Raw genomic sequence first — 17,831 nt, 5'->3', positions numbered from 1 at the left:
GCCTGGACATTCATTTCACGCTCGCTAAATAAGCTAATATTATTGTAATTATTGAAATACTGAGCGCAGGAATTAATGCCGCCCTGACTAAAGATAGATCCACCGCAGTCCAATTAGTAGGAGATCGTCGTGACCATAGTAAATGCAATCATCGACTTTCTAAATACGATCTTCTGGAGCTACATTCTCCTTTATGGCCTGATTGCGGTGGGACTGTATTTTACATTTCGGCTTGGCTTCATACAGTTCAGACATTTTCCGGAGTTTTTCCGATCCGTCTTGCGCGCACCCGCAAACGACACCAGTGGGATCACGCCGTTTCAGGCACTTTGTACAAGTCTCGCATCGCGTGTAGGCACCGGCAATCTGGCTGGCGTAGCAGTGGCTTTATTTCTGGGCGGTCCGGGTGCTTTATTCTGGATGTGGGTGGTGGCGACCGTTGGTATGGCAACCGCCTATTCCGAGAGCGCCTTGGCACAGCTGTATAAGATCAAAGATCACAATGGCCAGTATCGCGGCGGGCCTGCCTTCTATATCTCACGTGGATTAAATGCACCGTGGGCAGGTGCGATTTTTTCGGTTTGCCTCATTATCGCGTTCGGCCTCGTTTTTAACGCCGTTCAGGCAAACTCTATCGCCGATGCCGTGCAGGGAGCTTTTGGCGTTCAAAAGATATGGGTCGGAATCATTCTCGCTGTTTTAACCGGGATCGTGATATTCGGCGGCATTCGTCAGATTGCACAGGTTGCTGAATACGTCGTTCCATTCATGGCCATCGCCTATCTGGGCATGGCATTTTATGTGGTCATCGCAAACATTACTGCCGTACCCGGCGTGATTGCGCTCATCGTCAAGAGTGCTTTTGGCATCGAACAGGCCGCTGGCGGCATTGCGGGAGCTATGCTGAATGGCGTCAAACGCGGCCTGTTCTCAAACGAAGCTGGCATGGGTTCAGCACCCAATATAGCGGCGGTTGCCACCCCCTCACCGCATCATCCTTCGAGCCAGGGTTTTGTGCAGGCTTTGGGCGTATTCATCGATACGATCCTGATTTGTACAGCCACTGGCATTATGATCCTGTTATCGGGCGTCATGACACCTGGTTCAGAACTGACAGGAACGCCACTGACACAGGAAGCAATGGTGGTTCACATTGGCGAGGCAGGTCGCTATTTCATTGCGATTGCCATCTTTTTCTTCGCGTTCACCTCGATCATTGGCAACTACGCCTATTCAGAAAATGCGATGGTGTTCCTGAAACTCGACAATCGCCGGACAATCGGCACACTACGCGCCGCTGTTTTGATCATGGTAATCTGGGGTGCCTATACGACGGTAGCGACGGTATTTAATATGGCCGACGCTGCGATGGGCTTGATGGCATCAGTGAACCTGATTGCGATTGTGCTTCTTTCCGGAACCGTCGTCAAAATAACCAAAGACTATTTTAATCAGAAAAAAACGGGAGAACCCCGTTTCGATCCAGATGAGTTTCCCGAACTCAAAGGTAAGATCGACTATTCGATATGGTCAGAAAAATAGCTTTACAAACAAATATATATTATTGAAATGATAGCATTATTCCGTTTCTTGCCTCCCAGCGAAACGGCTTTTGAGCCATGCCTTTTGCTCAAAGAAACGCCACCCGCTTTGATGAATTATACTCACCAAATAATAACGACCAAAAACATTTGGGATTTTTTCAATAATGCTATAGCGTTTCCTCCAGTTCCGAGGGAGGACATTTTCAAATGCAGCGGGGGACCAATCTGCAAAATCTCCTGCTTGGCCATGGTTCTATAGCCATGGTGACATTTATTTATGAGAGGAGGAAATATGCAAATTTTCAATCGGAAAACGACTGTTTCTCTGGCCACGGCGCTAGGACTTGTTCTTGGTGCTGCACAGGCTAAAGCTGAGGAATTTGTAAATATTCTGACTGGCGGCACAAGTGGTGTTTATTATCCGCTCGGCGTTGCGATGGAAAAAATCTATTCCAGCATTCCTGACGTGCGACCATCGGTTCAGGCAACAAAAGCATCGATAGAAAACATCAACCTCATCAATAGCGGCCGCGGCGAAATCGCGTTCACCCTGGGCGATTCCTTGCGCGATGCCTATGAAGGCAATGAAGCAGCCGGTTTTAAGAAGAAGCTCACCAATCTGAGCACGCTTGCGGCAATCTATCCGAATTACGTCCAGATCGTCGCCTCCAAGGAATCCGGCATCAAGACATTGGCCGACCTGAAAGGGAAACGACTTTCCGTCGGCGCGCCAAAATCCGGAACCGAACTGAATGCACGCACCATTCTGGGGGCCGCTGGAATTTCCTATGACGACCTCGGTAAGATTGAATACCTGCCCTTTGCAGAATCTGTCGAACTTATGAAGAATCGACAGCTGGACGCTACCTTGCAATCTTCCGGACTCGGTGTCGCTTCGCTGCGCGATCTGGCCAATTCCGTGGACATCAATGTTGTTGAGGTTCCGGCGGACGTCATCGAGAAAATCGGCGCGCCCTATCAGGTCAACACGATCCCTGCAAATACATACAGCGGACAGGACAAGGATGTCGTGACCGCTTCCGTGATCAACTACCTGATCGTTCGCCCAGATCTGAATGAAGAGCTGGTCTATCAGATGACCAAGCGGCTATTTGAGAATCTGGATCAGCTGGCCGCAGCCCATGCTTCGGCAAAGGCAATCAAGCTGGACAAAAGCACAATTGTGTCACCAGTCCCTGTCCATCCGGGCGCACTGCGTTACTACAAGGAAAAAGGCATAGAATAAGACCAGCTGGGAGCAATCCTGCGCGGCGGACGGTACCCGGGAGAACCTCGGGCACCGCCATTTTTCTGACGGACAGTGCCCGATCCTTCTCAATCGGATCTCTTCCGTAACTGTTCGTTTTAAATGCACAATCTGATGAAGGTTCGTTCATGACGCAGAGTGAGAACAGCGCCGTAGAATCGGCTGAGCATATTCCGGCCTGGGGCACAGGCACCGGCGCGAAAATCCTGTTTGCCATTGCCGTGGCTTTTTCTGTTTTCCAGCTTTGGACTTCCGCCTATTCACCGCTGCCAAGTCAGGTGGTCCGCTCTGTTCATGTCGGATTTCTGCTTCTGCTTCTCTTCGGCCTTTACGCCAATGCAAGCACAGTGGCTGCAAAACGAGCTGCCTTTTGGCTAGCAGCCATTGTAGCCTTCGTGCTCAGTCTTTATCACTGGGTGTTCTATGAAGACCTGGTGATCCGCGCGGGCGAACCCAACACGCCGGATATCATAATCGGCATTCTCGTGGTCGCTCTCGTCTTCTGGGCGGGGAAAAAGATGATGGGTTGGACACTGCCGCTCATCTGCGCGATTTTTCTGGCTTACGGCTTGTTCGGGCAATATCTGCCGCATCCACTCAATCATCGCGGTTATGATTTCGAGCAGGTGGTCGAGGTTCTCTTTCTGGGAACAGAAGGAATTTACGGCACGCCGATCTATGTCTCTTCGAGCTATATTTTTCTTTTCATTCTGTTTGGGGCATTTCTCGAACGCGCTGGCATGATCCAACTCTTCAATGATATTGCCATGGGAACGGTTGGCGCGTCGCGTGGAGGACCTGCAAAAGTTTCGGTGATCTCATCAGCCTTGATGGGAACGATCAACGGTTCCGGTGTCGCCAATGTTGTGACCACAGGCGCTTTCACCATTCCGCTCATGAAGCGCTCCGGTTTCCGCCCTGCCTTTGCTGGCGGTGTCGAAGCCGTTGCGTCGATGGGGGGCCAGATCATGCCTCCGGTCATGGGGGCGGTTGCCTTCATCATGGCAGAAACGCTTGGCCTGCCCTATGTCGAGATCGTCAAGGCGGCAATTGTTCCGGCAATTCTGTACTTCATCACTGTCTTCGTGATGGTGGATCTTGAGGCACGGCGTCTCAAAATGAAGGGCCTTAATAAAAGCGAAATGCCAAGCGCGCTCGAAGCAATCAAAAAACGCTGGTTTCTTGTATTGCCGCTGGTCGCATTGGTATGGCTTCTTTTCTCGGGCTACACACCACTGTTTGCAGGCACCGTCGGCCTGAGCCTGACCGCACTTATCATTCTCGGCGTACCGGTCTCCGGCTCCATGTCTATGCCTTTGCGCGTGCTGTTCTGGGTCGCGCTTGGCGTCATGTCGGCAGCGGCTTTCGGCACAACCTTCAATATCTTCGGTTATACCCTACGAGGAATTACGCTGATCATCGCTCTCGTAGTGCTTCTGGTCGCGATAAACTTTCTGGTACGCGGCGGTCGCGAAACGCTCAACCTTTGCCTTCAAAGCCTCGGGGAAGGTGCCAAAAATGCCCTCCCAGTGGGTATCGCCTGCGCCTTGGTTGGCATCATTATCGGTGTTCTGGCGCTTACCGGTGCAGGATCGACGTTTGCCCGTGTAATTGTCAGTGTGGGGGAAAATTCGTTGTTCTTCTCGCTGATACTTACCATGCTTGCCTGTCTCGTACTCGGCATGGGCATTCCGACCATTCCCAATTACATCATCACCTCTTCGATAGCAGGACCTGCGCTTCTTCATCTCGAAGTGCCTCTTCTGGTGTCGCACATGTTTGTCTTCTATTTTGGCATCATGGCTGACCTCACTCCGCCCGTTGCACTCGCTGCTTTTGCGGCAGCGCCAATCGCACGGGAATCGGGGATGAAAATTGGTATGCAGGCGATCCGCATTGCCGTGGCGGGTTTCGCCGTACCTTTTATGGCGGTGTACGAACCGATTATCATGCTACAGGAAGGCGGCCCTCTCTCGGAAAAATTCGGATTCTGGCCGGCTTTCGCCTATATGTTCATTAAGGCGCTGCTCAGTATCCTTCTTTGGGGTGCAGCGGCGATCGGCCATCTTCGCACACCATTAAATAGATGGGAGCGTATATGGGCTTTCGCAGCCATCGCCCTGATGCTCGCAACCTATCCTTTAAGCGATGAACTGGGCTTTGCTGCCTGTGCTGCATTCCTCGTCTGGCATTTCTGGAGATCGCGGCCTTCGGTTGTCGCGTCGTCCAGCTAAATGGCAATCTGCATCGCAACAGCTGGTAGCATTGTAAAAATCGCCACCACAAGCTTTCTCCTCTCATGGACGCACAGCGTTGAAAAAATACCATGGGAGGAGTCGTGGATACTCACTTCACAGGGGCTGGTTCTATCAGAGGCGCGTATCAAAGGCTCCGGAGCCGGTATGGATCCACCGGCTGACGCTGTCTTGAAGGACGGTTGGTATAAATATCGTCCGCATATACCGCCCCGGCAGGAAATCGTCCTGGCTGCATCCGGAAAAACAGGCGGCGGCTGGACCTTTTGCGCGGCACAGAAATGCGTTGAGTTGGGCAAAGAGGAAGCGACACCAATTCATATCAAACCGTGTGATTAGAGCATTTCCAGCAAAAGTGCGAAGCGGTTTTGCGTCGGATAATGCGAAAAAACAAAGAGATAGAGCATTTCCAATGATTCAAGAAAAGCAGGAAATGCTCTGGTTCATGCAATCACTCAATGAACACTTCCTGAAAAATGCAAGGAGCGCGTTTCGAGATGAGACTCACTTCAAAATAAGTTGCTGAAGCGCTGGTCTGATACATTCAGATCGGCGTTCTATCTCGTTATTTTGACGCGCATCTTTTCCGAAAACCGTTTCACACTTTTCTGGATGCGCTCTAATGAGCTGCGCGGCGGAATAGCCTGTTTTGCAGCCTGCAGATCGACACATCATCCAATTTTTCATTGCCTGAACAATTGACGGAAAGCCGAGATAATTCGGCTATTTACTCACCGGAGTACACATCAGCAAGCTGAACCACCGCCGTGCAAACGCGTCACCATATTGACTGGTATGGTAGTATGGTATAATCAGAAATCGAGGAGACTAAGAATATGCAAAGTCCATTGTTGCGACCAAAGCACATCAGTGTGGTGGATCAGCTTTACGCTGCATTGCGGGCTGCCATCATTGACAATGCATTGTCCCCCGGCACGCGAATTTCAGAAGCTGACGTGGCTCAGCAGTATGGCGTGAGCCGCCAACCTGTGCGTGAAGCCTTTATTACGCTTGCCAATGAAGGGTTGCTGGAGGTCCGCCCGCAGCGAGGAACCTTCGTCGCAAAAATCTCACTCCAGGCAGTAATGGATGCACGCTTTGTGCGCGAAGCCGTTGAAGCCGACATCGTTAAGCTTCTGGCCCAATCACCAGACGATGCGCTTGTGACCGAACTACGGGCGCAGCTTGTTCGTCAGGAAGGACTCATCGGCGGATCGGCAAGGGATTTCATGGATGCCGACGAAATATTCCACCGCACTTTGGCTGAAGGAGCTGACAAGGGCAAAGCCTGGCGCGTCGTGGTTGAAATGAAGGCGCAGATGGATCGAGTGCGTTTTCTTTCGAGCATGCATTTTCCGGTTGATCGTCTGATTGCTCAGCACCGCGAGGTGGTTGACGCCATTGCATCGGGAGACGCCGCGCGGGCGGAACAATTCATGCGGCAGCACCTACAGGGGATTCTGATCGATCTCCCCATCATCGAGCAGGAACGGCCCGAATATTTTCTATAACGCCGGACAAAGACGGCGCCGACACCATTCCAGAGGAGGAAAGAATGAAGTTTCAGAATTTTAAACACATAGCGGCAACCTGTGCGATGCTCGCATTGATGGGAGGCACATCGCTTGCACAGGAAGTCACGCTTAAGCTTGGCCACCTCGCCAATGAAGAGAACATCTGGCACAAGGCCGCATTGAAATTCGCTGAAGAGGTCAAGGCTCGCACCGAAGGGCGCGTAGCGGTCGAAGTCTATCCCAATGAATCGCTCGGTAAGGAAATCGACGTCATCAACGGCATGCAGCTTGGCACCGCCGATATGACCATCACCGGCGAAAGTCTGCAGAATTGGGCGCCCAAAGCGGCTTTGCTGGCTTTGCCATATGGATACAAGTCGCTTGAACATATGGACAAGGTTGCATCGGGTGATATCGGCCAGCAAATCGAGGCCGAAATCATCGAAAAGGCAGGCATTCGCCCTCTGACTTATTTCGCACGCGGCCCCCGTAATCTTTCCGCCAATCGCGAAATAACAAAGCCGGAAGATCTGAAGGGTTTCAAAGTCCGCGTGCCAAATGTGCCTATTTTTGTGGCTGCTTGGCAAGCGCTTGGTGCAAACCCAACCCCTATGGCCTTCTCGGAAGTGTTCACCTCGCTTCAGAACGGCACCATCGAAGGACAGGAAAATCCGCTCGCCCTCTTCAAGTCGGGTGGCTTTTACGAAGTTCAGAAGGTCGTCAACAAGACTGAACACGTTCGCTCATGGATTTACCTGACAATATCAGAGCGTAGCTGGGGCAAATTGTCGGAAGCAGATCAGGCTGCTTTGAAGGAAGCCGCCAAAACAACACAGTCTTACGAGCGTGAATTGTTCACGGCTGACGAAAAAGCACTCGTTGCCGATCTAGAAGCACGCGGTGTTAAATTCGTGGAAGTCGACCAAGCTGCATTTGCGAGCAAGGCAAAGGACGCCGTCATCGCATCGGTACCGCAGGAAATCCGTCCTCTGGTTGAGCAGGTTTTCAACGACTGAGATCAAGGCTCTGCCGGATAAAATCCGGCAGCGACCCTGTCGAGGATACCATGACAAAGACATTCAAAGGATTGGAGGGTGTATGCCGCCTTCTGATACTCGCAACATTTCTTGTGCTTATGGGCGCGGTTTTGCTGCAGGTTTACGCACGCACGTTTCTGAGCACAGCTCCAGTCTGGACTGAGGAGCTTACGAGATTCTGCCTGCTCTACATCGGAGCACTCGGCGCAGGCCTCGCCTTACGCAGCGGAGATATGGTCAACGTTGATCTCTTATGTGAAAGCCTGCCCGGGCGTATGCCTTGGTTCTTACGACTGGTGAGCGCAATTCTGACGGTGGTCTTTGCAGCCGTCCTTTTGCCAGCCGCATGGGATTACACCACGATTGGTAGCCGTCAAACGGCTCCGTCTCTGGGCTGGCGCATGGATTTCATCCACGCGTCGCAACTTATTCTTTTCGTTGCGCTGATCATTTGGGCGCTGATGCGCATCATCGAAATGCTGACAGGCCGCCATGACGGGCGCCCCATCCCCAATTCGGAGGAAAACTGATGGGTCTGACCCTTCTTCTTGGCACCTTTGTGCTAGGCCTTGCCATCGGCTTGCCCGTTGCCGTGACATTGGGCCTGTCCTCAATGGCTTATCTTCTGTTCGCAGATATCCCGTTGGTTGTCATTCCTCAGAAAATGTATGCCGGAATGGACAGTTTCGTGCTGCTCTGTATTCCGGGCTTCATTCTGGCTGGAAACCTGATGAATTCCGGTGGCATTACCGAGCGGATCATTCGCTTCGCCAATGCCCTCGTCGGCTGGATGCGCGGTGGCTTGGCACAAGCCAATATTGCGGCCTCCATGCTCTTCGGCGGCATTTCCGGAACCGCAGTCGCCGATGTGGCATCGGTTGGCGGCATGATGATCCCCGGCATGAAGAAAGTCGGATATCCCGCAGATTTCTCGGCTGCAGTCACCGCTGCCTCGTCGACTGTCGGCCCGATGATCCCGCCAAGCGTTCCCATGATCATTGTCGGATCGCTCTCCGGACTTTCAGTGGGAAAACTGTTTCTCGCCGGCGCAATGCCCGGTCTGCTGATGGGCTTTGCGATGATGGTGACCACCTATTTCATCGCAAAGAAAAAGAACTTCCCTCGTGAAGACTGGAAGGGCATCAGAGAGTTGCTGTCGTCGTTCACTGGCGCGATATGGGCAATCGCAATGACCGCCCTGATCGTCGGTGGCCTGCTGATTGGGATCACCACGCCAACAGAAACTGCTGTAGTGGCGTGTCTCTATGCTGCCCTCGTCGGTCTGTTCATCTATCGGGAATTGCCGGTAAGCCGTATTCCAAAGATCATCATCGACAGCGCAATCAGTTCGGCCGGCATCTTGGTGCTGGTTGGCACAGCCAATGTTTTTGGCTGGATTTTGGTCGCAGAGCGCATTCCGCAGACACTCGCAGACGCAGTTCTTTCCATTACGGACAACAAGTTTCTTGTCATCCTGCTGATTAATATTCTGCTTCTGTTTGTTGGCATGTTCATGGAAACCATTGCCGCGCTGATCATTCTGTTTGTGCCTTTGCAGGCTCTGGCTATCGCAGTTGGTATCGACCCCATTCACTTCGCCTGTTTTGCTGTGCTGAACCTGATGATCGGTCTGACGACACCTCCCGTTGGCGTCTGCCTGTTCGTCGCGTCAAATATAGCGCGGCTACCTCTATCGCCGGTGATCAGGGCAATAATTCCCTACGTCATCACGAATATTATCGTTCTTCTGATGGTCAGCTATTTCGCTCCTTTGGCGACGTGGTTGCCCAACACATTGATGCCCTGAGGTTGCAATGACAGAGCTGTCGGAAACACGTGTAATTTGCCTTCACGCGCAAGATGATCTGAGGATAGAAAGCAGACCTCTCGAAACACCCGGCCCCGGCGAAGTGCTTGTTGCCGTTCAGGCTGGTGGCATTTGTGGGTCGGACCTGCATTACTGGCTGGAAGGCGGCATTGGTACAATTCGTGTTCGTGAACCCATCATTCTCGGACATGAAGCATCCGGGCGTATCGAAGCACTCGGCGAAGGCGTAACAAGCCTCGCCGTCGGTCAGCTTGTTGCCATGAACCCGTCCCAGCCCTGCGGCACCTGCAGTTTTTGTCAGCAAGGCTTGCCGCGCCACTGCATCGCGATGCGTTTTAAAGGTTCAGCAATGTACCTTCCGCATCAGCAAGGGATGTTTCGCGACAAAATGGTGATTGCTGCAGATCAATGCTTTGCTGTGCCTGATGACATTGAACCGGGTGCGGCGGCCTGTTCGGAACCGCTGGCAGTCTGCCTGCATGCAGCCAATCGCGGTGAAGCAATCGCTGGAAGCTTGTCAGGTAAAGTCGTGCTGGTAACCGGCGCAGGCCCTATCGGGGCGCTTTGTGTGGCAGTTGCACGGATGCGAGGCGCTTCCGAAATCATCGTGACGGATATTCAGGACGCGACGCTGGCTATTGCTGCAAAAATGGGAGCTGATCACACGGTCAACATTTCAGCCAATCCCACCGGGCTCGACCGATGGAAAGACGGCAAGGGCAAGGTTGATCTGGTCTTCGAATGTTCGGCCGCGGCACCCGCAATCAATGATGCGATTTCATGTCTGCGACCGCTCGGCACAATGGTGCAGGTGGGGGTCGCCGGACCAACAACCATGCCGTTGAATGTGATGGTCGGTAAGGAAATTCAGTTCGTTGGTTCGCAGCGTTTCGATATCGAATTCGCTGAAGCCGTGCGCCTTATCGGATCGCACGCAATTGATCCCCGCCCGATTATCACAGCCACACTGCCCGTAAGCGAAGCGCTTTCCGCATTTCACGCAGCGACTGACCGATCTCAATCAGTCAAGGTTCAAATTATTTTTGCCAATGCATCTGCACGGCCCTGAAAACAGAGAGACGACAATATGAGACAGACCTGGCGCTGGTTCGGCCCCAAGGACCTGGTATCCATCGATGACATGCTGCAGGCAGGAGTAGAAGGTGTCGTGACAGCCTTGCACCATGTTGCAACTGGTGCGGTCTGGTCGTCCGCGGAAATCGAAAAACGCAAAGCAGACATCGCTCGAATGAAAAACGGGGATGCCTCCGGCCTGAGATGGGAGGTCGTCGAAAGCCTCCCGGTATCCGAAGACATCAAACGCCAGACAGGTGATTGGAAAACACATATCGCAAACTGGAAAACCTCGATGCGAAACCTGCGCGATGCGGGTATTGAGGTGATCTGCTATAACTTCATGCCAATCCTAGACTGGACGCGCACTGATCTGGCTTATCGATTGCCAAACGGCGCCACTTGTATGCGCTACGACGCCATCGATTTTGCAGCCTTCGATTTGTTTCTTCTGCAGCGCGACGGCGCATCGGATGATTACAGCTCAGAGGTTCTTGAAGCAGCACGCAAGCGCTTCGCGGAGATGTCCGACGCCCGGCGTCTGGAACTCTCGGGCAATGTCGTTTTCGGTTTGCCTGGCGCCGCCGAACGCATGTCGATGGAAGATGTGAAGCTCCATCTTGCACATTATGACAATATTTCACCTGAGCGTCTCAGGGGACACCTGATCGATTTTCTGGCAGAGGTGAGCCCGCTGGCAGAAGAACTCGGCGTACGTTTGTGTTGTCATCCGGATGATCCACCGTTTCCTCTACTCGGCTTGCCGCGCATCATGTCGACTGAAGCCGATTACAAAGCGGTGATGGACGCGGTGAATATTCCGGCAAACGGCATTACGCTTTGCACCGGATCACTGGGGACACGTGCCGACAACGATCTGCCGGGCATGATGAAACGCCTGGGCGAACGAGTACACTTCCTGCATCTGCGCAATGTCGCACTCGAAGAACCCCATCTTGGCGGATCCTTCCATGAAGCGGCTCACTTGGAAGGCCATACCGATATGGTCGCCATGATCGCTGCCATTCTGTCAGAAGAAAACCGGCGTAAAGCTGCGGGCCGTACAGACTGGCAAATTCCAATGCGGCCAGATCATGGTCAGGATATTCTTGACGATTTGAACAGAAGAGCACAGCCGGGTTATCCGTCCATTGGACGATTGAAAGGTTTGGCCGAGTTGCGTGGGATCATGACTGCGCTATCGCATCCAGATGTCAGGGTCGTTGAATGACAAGACTTTCAGCAATGGCGAGTGATGGAACAGCAGCTACCTGGCCCGGCTATAAGCCGGAAAATCATGGGGTTGGCATCGTCCATCTGGGGCTTGGCAACTTTGCTCGCGCTCATCTGCTGGCTTATACCGATACTGTTCTTGCACAAAAGGGTGGCGACTGGCGGGTGGTCGGCGTGTCGCTACGCGGAACCGCAGTTGCTGATAGTTTGAACCCGCAGAATGGTCATTACACGATGATCACGCGCGGCGCTTCCACGGAGGCACGCGTGATCGGTGCACTCGAACGGGTATTGGCCGGACCAGACGTCAGCAGCGAAGCACTAAACGCCATGGCATCACCCGACTGCCGCATCGTCAGTCTGACGGTGACAGAAAAAGGATATGGCATCACCAGTAGCGGGCAACTCGATCATGATCATCCCGCAGTCGCTGCCGATCTTGCAAATCCCGAAACCCCGACTGGAGTGATCGGCCTGATTGTTGCTGCACTCGCCCGCAGAATGAAATTGAGCCTGCCGCCATTCACAGTGCTGAGTTGTGATAACCTATCGCACAATGGCCAGAAGCTGCGCAACGCGGTACTGACTTTCGCTCGAGAAACTCGCGGAGAGCAGCTTTCCAACTGGATAGAAAACAATGTCCGTTTCCCGTCATCCATGGTCGATCGTATCACTCCGGCATCAAATGCCGATACTGCCAAACTGGCTGCAGAACTGACGGGGCGGGAAGATCAGGCAGCGGTCGAAACCGAGCCATTTACTCAATGGGTAATTGAGGACCAGTTCAGCACCGGACGGCCAGAATGGGAATGCGCAGGCGCCCTGTTTGTCGATGATGTTACTCCATATGAACGCATGAAACTTCGGATGCTGAACGGTGCCCATTCCATGCTGGCTTATAGTGGACAATTGTCAGGCAAAACATTTGTACGCGATGTTATGGTGGACCCTCATCACGCTGCCCTCGTTGAGCGCCATCTTGCTGCGGCCGCAGCAACCGTCAAAGGACTAGCCATTGATCTCAATAGCTATGCATCTGCCTTGGCCGAGCGATTTTCCAATCCGGCAATTGCTCACTCTACGGCGCAGATCGCAATGGATGGCACCCAAAAGCTTCCCCAACGCATAACGGCCCCAGCATTGGAAACGATAGCGGCTGGTGGATCGATACGTCCCTTTGTGTTTGCCTTGGCCGCTTGGCTTGCCTTTCTCGTGCGAAAGGATCCCGGCGATCAGCTCCTGCCGCTGAATGACCCCAAAGCAATGGAGCTTCAGGCCGCGTTAAAAGACGCAGCCACACCAAGCGATATAATTCATGCAGTTGCACTCGTCTGTCCTGACATTCTTCCTGCCGCATTGACGAATGGGGCTTTCGGTTCTGAACTCAATGATATGCTGACCACCTTGCTATCAATGGGAATGAGCGTAGTTATCGAACAGGAAGCCATGGGGCATTACTAGTCACGTTTATCAGCCGGGGAGCTAAACTTGAGAGATCGTATATTTTTCTTTTGGGTTGCTATCTTCGCTTTAGTGACAGGTGGGTTTAACTGGTTGCTAAATCCGACACCACCCGCGGCCCCCTCAATCGGTGGAGGCGGATATGATCTTTCCAATCCAATCTACACATTGTTGCTTCTGGCATTTTTGGTTTTGTGGACTCTAACCACAACAGCAATCGGCTTGGCCAACAAAAATCACCATTGTTCTCGACGTGCTTATCTGCTCGCAGCTATTGGCGCTTTAACCGCAATAGTGTCCTTTGTTATCTACGGTCACAATATACATTAGTGTATTTGAGCCGATCCTTTGAGATGGGAGAGGCCGTCTCGTTTTAGAAATTCCGTATCTGCTCTCGGAGTTCATTGGTAAAGCGATCAATTTCTACTTTACTTGCTTGCCTGGCTTTCAAAACATCTGAGATGGAGTTCTCACTTTCCTCAAGCATCGTCAGATACTTGGCTTTCAAGTCACTGTTCTCCGGCACAGCTGCGATATTTTCGCGAATCCGTTCCTGCTCACTCTGGAGATCTTGAAGCTTTTCCTCAGACCTTTGAAGTTCGAGCTGTTTGTCAATCTGCTGCTGCCGCACCTTGGCAAGCTGGCTGAACTTTTCCGCAACGCCCTTGTCAGAGGCTGAGGACGACCAACTTAAAAGCGCAGCTGGATCGACATCGATAAGTCCGTAACTTTCGTTCTGAAGCTGTTCATCGACAGCAACGACCGATTGTTCTTCACCAGCTTTAACCAAGGCTTTCAACCGATGATTGGTAGCTGTTCTGCCATCATCAGCCTGAGAAGAAAATGACCAGCCGTCCCGAACAGGGTGTTCAATAATAACCGTCCTGTCAGCATCAAGAGCACCCGATATACGGTAGGTCGTGGTTTCACGCGCTTTCTGCGAAATGCGAACAACACCATCAACGACCTTGATATCGGCAATCTGTCTGGTTGGTTCCTGCTCCTGCGTTATTGTCACTTTACGGTCTGTAGCAAAAGCGGCAATTCTCGTGTCACCCTTTGGGAGGCTCAAGAGTTGAGCATCACCAACGTAACCAGCACCGCTGTCGTAAACGGTCAGGATACCGCCCGGCATGCTATTGCCCGTTGAATTTTTCAGCATGATCGCAGCAACTGGATGAATATTGCTGCTACCGCCCCGATAAATTGAGATCATCTCCGCTTCAATCTGCGCATCAGCAATAGGCACAGACAAGCTATCGCCATTTGTCAGACTGAATGTTCCGGGAAGCTCAAAACTTGCACTGGTGTCATTTTCAGAGGCCGCAGCAACGGCGCTGTCCGTGTTTTCTGTTGTGGAGCCTCCTCCATAACCACTAATGGCAGGTGCCGGGACACGCATCGCACCCGCCACTTGTTCATCACTCTCGAAGACCGCAGCCTTTTCACTCTCGGCCGAACGAGCTCTTGCTCTGTTCGCCAGATTTCCGGTATCCGCCTCAACGACGTTATTGGTCGCTGTGTCTACAATGACCTCAGCCCTATCCTTCCAGTAAATTTGATGCAGACGCTGCCTCAAGGTAACAGGATCAGCCGAAGTAAGCGTCAACTTGACGTCTTTCCAATCTTCGCCGCTGGCGTTTTCAACGATAGCCCAAGCCTGAAGTCTGGCTTTACCATTTGGCTCCGTTAAAATCCGGTAAGCCGTCTTCCAGATGGGGGCTGCAACGACATAAGCCAAGCGGGAATCCGTCGCCGAAAGCCCGCCGACTGTTATGCGAATTACACGAGCACTATCGTTGCTCCCCCGCCCCAAAACTGCTGTTGCATTTGTGAGCTTTCGTTTCATCTCGGCGTCATCCACACTTAGCGATGTGTCTTCACCAAGTTTAATGGTCTGGATCTGCCCATCCTGATCAAGCACAGTCAGCACGTGTAACTTGGCATCGTCGGATTTGGCCACAGCCTCCACACCCAGAACTTTGCCCTTCACGGTTTTTCCAGCACTCGAAACCGTTACCGACGTTCCCGGAATCGAAGACAGGAAAGCCGACATTGAGGACAGGTCCGATGGCGAAAATGGGAGCTGTTGGAAAGTTTCCTGAACCGGATTTGGGCCAGCGAGAGAAATGCTTTTTATCGCGCCCTTTCCACCTTTGAGAACAAGACTTTTGAGTACATCATCGACCTGATTGAGAGGAACTTCGATCTCAACAATTCCATCATTGGAAACCGCAGGCTTTCTGGATATTTCCGCCACCCCACCCGATGACAACGTAATTGCATCGATGGAGCCTGAGGCAGAAGCCAGAACCGTCGAAGAAAGCAATGTAACCGCCAATGAGGTGAGCGTAATAAGCTTGATCATAAGAATCTCCAGTCAAATGAAGGGCTTTGCGAGCCAACTCTTCGATCTTTATAAGCCAGTTATGGATTTTGTGCGTTGAGATTTGGACCAAAAGGTCTGTTTCTTTTTCCTATGAAAGCTTCCCGCCCTGATATTTGCATTAACCTATATTAGCGCATCATCGCTGCAACATTGCCGCCATCAACCGTGACAACCGCGCCGGTGGACGTACGTGCTGAAATTAGGTGCAGGAATGCTTCCGCAACATCATCCGCCAACACTTCGCGCTTAAGCAGATTACCGCGCATATAGATTTCCGGCGTCACGCCACGAGCCTGTGCCCGCTCTTCAACCATTTCATCAGTCATCAAACCTGTGCGTATGCGATCTGGATTGACGGCGTTGACCGTAATTCCGTCAGCGGCGTGTTCCAGAGAGTATTGACGCATCAAAGCCATGAGTGCGGCTTTTGAAGTCCCATAGGGGCCGAAATCAGGACCCGGATTAACAGCCTGTTTGCTCACATTGAACACGATGGAACCCCCAGTCCCCTGACGTTTCATAACATTCACTGCAGCACGGGCGATGTAATGATGGCTCCAGAAGTTGAGATCGAAGGCCTTCCTGAACAAAGCATCATCGACCGATGCGAGTGCACCTTGAAAAGCTGCACCAGCATTGGAAACAAGGATATCCACTCCGCCGTAGGTTGCAACGATATCGGCTATTGCCTGCTCAGCGGATTGCGCGTTGGTCAAATCGCAAGCGACAGCTTTTCCATCCAGACGCTTCGCTTCCGTTTTCACGCGCTCTGCGTCAATGTCGATCAAAGCAATTTCAGCACCCTGCTCTCTGAGACGCTCAGCAATGGCCAAACCGAGGCCGCCTGCGCCGCCAGTGATAACCGCAACCTGTCGGGTGAGTGGCTTTTCCGTCTGTTTGGCGAGTTTCGCCTGTTCAAGCGACCAGTATTCAATGTCAAAGAGGTCTTCCTCACTAAGCGCCTCGAACTGATCAATTCCTTCGGCGCCACGGATCACTTCAATGGTTGCTTCAGCCACATCCGCACCGATACGGGCCGCTTTTTGCGTCGGTCCTGCCGCAAACAAACCAATACCATCGATGTAAAAAACCCGCGGCATCGGATCGAGCATGGTTTTGCCCCCACCAACACGCGCATTGTTGTGTTCAAAATAGTCTTTATAAGCAGCGACATAAGACGCGACGCTTTCTCTGACAATCTGCGTCCAGCTCTCAAGATCATGTGCATAAGGTGCCGGTAGATATACGCCATAACGCTTGATATGGATGACGTGCTCAGGCGTTGCATTGCCGCGACGTACCAGATCGGCAGCATTGGGAGCACCGCAGAAATCAAGGATTTCATCGTTCGAGCGATGCTCCATGATGAAGCGGCGCGGACGCCCTTCTTCCTTGCCCGGAAGTGCGATTGCCCCACGCAAAATCGGAGCAATGTCGGCGATTGAAGCAAGCTTTTCCTTGTGTTCTTTAGTGCTTGCACGACCGAACGGGTACGGATTGCCTTGCGCAATGCGCTTCTCGGCCCGATCAATTGCTTCAATCATATTCTCATAAGCCACACGCGGATCTTCAGACCATGTGAAAATACCGTGTTTCAGCAGGATCATACCCGGCGCATCCGGGCGTTCGGAAAATGCTTTCAGGCAAGCTTTGGACAGATCAAAACCCGGCATGACATAAGGAACAATGATCATTTCCGGAAACAATTCTCGAATGATTGCCTCACCATTCGGCTGATTGGTCAGCGCTACAATCGCATTGGCATGAGTGTGATCGACATGCTTGAAGGGAAGAATTGCATGAAGAATGGCTTCAACGGAAGGGTTTGGCGATGACGGATCAAGAAGCAGGCGGCGCTGCAACATCACCATATCGTCATCACTCAACGTGTCGTAATTGACCATTGCCTTGAGACGCTCAAGATGAAGCGCAGGCAAGCCTGCGGGCTCGATCTTGCCCATATCCCAACCGCTGCCCTTCACGCAAAGGACTTCAACCGGTGTACCATCATGGTCATTCAGCACGGTCTTGACTGAGGTATTGCCACCGCCATGGAGAACGAGTTTTGGTTCAGATCCCAGCAAACGAGTGGTGTAAGTGCGGATAGCAACATCGCGATTGATACCCGCCTTCTCATAGGCTCCGACAATTGCGTTAAAATCCGCATCTGACCAATTCGACTTCATCTGCCTGCTCCTCGGTTGGCAATCTGCAACCTCCAAGCCGCAG

The 17,831-nt window shown here is 52.3% G+C and carries 13 protein-coding genes; 11 read left to right on the top strand and 2 right to left on the bottom strand.

Going from position 1 to position 17,831, the window contains the following annotated elements; all coding sequences use genetic code 11:
- Positions 1–135: 135 nt before the first annotated feature.
- The 11 genes from CEV33_RS23110 to CEV33_RS23055 all read left to right on the top strand — a co-directional run bounded on the left by CEV33_RS23110 (position 136) and on the right by CEV33_RS23055 (position 13,213).
- Positions 136–1,542 (top strand): alanine/glycine:cation symporter family protein, encoded by a 1,407-nt coding sequence (locus CEV33_RS23110; RefSeq protein WP_094542762.1) that lies wholly within the window; start codon positions 136–138, stop codon positions 1,540–1,542.
- Positions 1,543–1,836: 294 nt separating this feature from the next.
- Complete coding sequence (locus CEV33_RS23105) at positions 1,837–2,790, top strand: TAXI family TRAP transporter solute-binding subunit (RefSeq protein ID WP_094542692.1); 954 nt, start codon at positions 1,837–1,839, stop codon at positions 2,788–2,790.
- A 149-nt stretch (positions 2,791–2,939) separates the two neighbouring features.
- Positions 2,940–5,045 carry a TRAP transporter permease gene (locus tag CEV33_RS23100; RefSeq protein ID WP_094542691.1) on the top strand — a complete coding sequence of 702 codons (2,106 nt, stop codon included), beginning with the start codon at positions 2,940–2,942 and terminating at the stop codon, positions 5,043–5,045.
- Positions 5,046–5,405, top strand: coding sequence for a DUF1850 domain-containing protein (locus CEV33_RS23095; protein WP_094542690.1), 360 nt, complete (start codon positions 5,046–5,048; stop codon positions 5,403–5,405).
- A gap of 497 nt (positions 5,406–5,902) precedes the next feature.
- Positions 5,903–6,577 carry a GntR family transcriptional regulator gene (locus tag CEV33_RS23085; RefSeq protein WP_094542688.1) on the top strand — a complete coding sequence of 225 codons (675 nt, stop codon included), beginning with the start codon at positions 5,903–5,905 and terminating at the stop codon, positions 6,575–6,577.
- Positions 6,578–6,621: 44 nt separating this feature from the next.
- The gene (locus CEV33_RS23080; RefSeq protein WP_094542687.1) at positions 6,622–7,596 is read left to right on the top strand and encodes a TRAP transporter substrate-binding protein; all 975 of its coding nucleotides are present in this window, start codon (positions 6,622–6,624) and stop codon (positions 7,594–7,596) included.
- Positions 7,597–7,646: 50 nt separating this feature from the next.
- Positions 7,647–8,147: a TRAP transporter small permease gene (locus CEV33_RS23075; RefSeq protein WP_094542686.1), complete on the top strand. Its 501-nt coding sequence runs from the start codon at positions 7,647–7,649 to the stop codon at positions 8,145–8,147.
- Entirely contained in the window at positions 8,147–9,424 is a 1,278-nt protein-coding gene (locus CEV33_RS23070) for a TRAP transporter large permease (protein WP_094542685.1), read from the top strand. The genes CEV33_RS23075 and CEV33_RS23070 overlap by 1 nt, the downstream gene beginning before the upstream one ends.
- Positions 9,425–9,431: 7 nt before the next feature.
- Complete coding sequence (locus CEV33_RS23065; protein WP_094542684.1) at positions 9,432–10,514, top strand: L-idonate 5-dehydrogenase; 1,083 nt, start codon at positions 9,432–9,434, stop codon at positions 10,512–10,514.
- Positions 10,515–10,532: 18 nt separating this feature from the next.
- Positions 10,533–11,750 (top strand): mannonate dehydratase, encoded by a 1,218-nt coding sequence (gene uxuA / locus CEV33_RS23060; protein WP_094542683.1) that lies wholly within the window; start codon positions 10,533–10,535, stop codon positions 11,748–11,750.
- Positions 11,747–13,213 (top strand): mannitol dehydrogenase family protein, encoded by a 1,467-nt coding sequence (locus CEV33_RS23055; protein WP_094542682.1) that lies wholly within the window; start codon positions 11,747–11,749, stop codon positions 13,211–13,213. Before uxuA ends, CEV33_RS23055 begins: the two co-directional genes overlap by 4 nt.
- Positions 13,214–13,586: 373 nt before the next feature.
- Here the strand turns inward: CEV33_RS23055 and CEV33_RS23045 are convergent, their stop codons facing one another.
- Together CEV33_RS23045 and CEV33_RS23040 are read right to left on the bottom strand one after the other, a co-directional pair.
- Positions 13,587–15,473: a DUF4139 domain-containing protein gene (locus CEV33_RS23045; RefSeq protein WP_235818513.1), complete on the bottom strand. Its 1,887-nt coding sequence runs from the start codon at positions 15,471–15,473 to the stop codon at positions 13,587–13,589.
- 257 nt (positions 15,474–15,730) lie between these two features.
- Positions 15,731–17,788 (bottom strand): bifunctional aldolase/short-chain dehydrogenase, encoded by a 2,058-nt coding sequence (locus CEV33_RS23040; RefSeq protein ID WP_094542679.1) that lies wholly within the window; start codon positions 17,786–17,788, stop codon positions 15,731–15,733.
- Between the last annotated feature and the right edge of the window lie 43 nt (positions 17,789–17,831).

The sequence above is a fragment of the Brucella grignonensis genome (genome assembly GCF_002252505.1).
Taxonomy (GTDB): Bacteria; Pseudomonadota; Alphaproteobacteria; order Rhizobiales; family Rhizobiaceae; genus Brucella; species Brucella grignonensis.
Note: the sequence above shows the minus strand (reverse complement) of the source record. Positions and strands in the feature narration are given on the sequence as shown.